Raw genomic sequence first — 861 nt, 5'->3', positions numbered from 1 at the left:
CCCGCTAGAAGAGGTAAAAGCCCTGTAACCGAAAGTCAGCACTCTCCGAGACGGATCCTGAGTACGGCGGGACACGTGAAACCCCGTCGGAATCCGGCAGGACCATCTGCCAAGGCTAAATACTCCCTGGTGACCGATAGTGAAGCAGTACCGTGAGGGAAAGGTGAAAAGCACCGCGGGAGCGGAGTGAAAAAGAACCTGAAACCGTGCGCTTACAAGAAGTCAGAGCCCAATCTAGGGGTGATGGCGTGCCTTTTGTAGAATGAACCGGCGAGTTACGATCACGTGCAAGGTTAAGGTGGAAAGCCGTAGCCGCAGCGAAAGCGAGTCTGAATAGGGCGTCTATAGTACGTGGTCGTAGACCCGAAACCGTGTGATCTACCCCTGTCCAGGGTGAAGGTGCGGTAACACGCACTGGAGGCCCGAACCCACGTACGTTGAAAAGTGCGGGGATGAGGTGGGGGTAGCGGAGAAATTCCAATCGAACTCGGAGATAGCTGGTTCTCCCCGAAATAGCTTTAGGGCTAGCCTCGGATATGAGTGTCGTGGAGGTAGAGCACTGATTGGGTGCGGGGCCCGCCAAGGGTTACCAAGTCTAGTCAAACTCCGAATGCCATCGACATGCTTACCGGGAGTCAGACAGTGAGTGCTAAGATCCATTGTCAAGAGGGAAACAGCCCAGATCATCAGCTAAGGTCCCCAAGTGTGTGTTAAGTGGGAAAGGATGTGGAGTTGCAAAGACAACCAGGATGTTGGCTTAGAAGCAGCCACCATTTAAAGAGTGCGTAATAGCTCACTGGTCGAGTGACTCTGCGCCGAAAATGTAACGGGGCTAAACACACCACCGAAGCTATGGCATGT

General features: G+C 53.7%; 1 rRNA gene. It reads left to right on the top strand.

From position 1 onward, the window contains the following. Positions 1-861 (top strand): 23S ribosomal RNA (locus tag M6D81_RS31560); the annotation flags it as partial.

Source organism: Paenibacillus sp. J5C2022 (genome assembly GCF_025567625.1).
Taxonomy (GTDB): domain Bacteria; phylum Bacillota; class Bacilli; order Paenibacillales; family Paenibacillaceae; genus Pristimantibacillus.
This window is presented reverse-complemented; position numbering and strand designations above follow the sequence as displayed.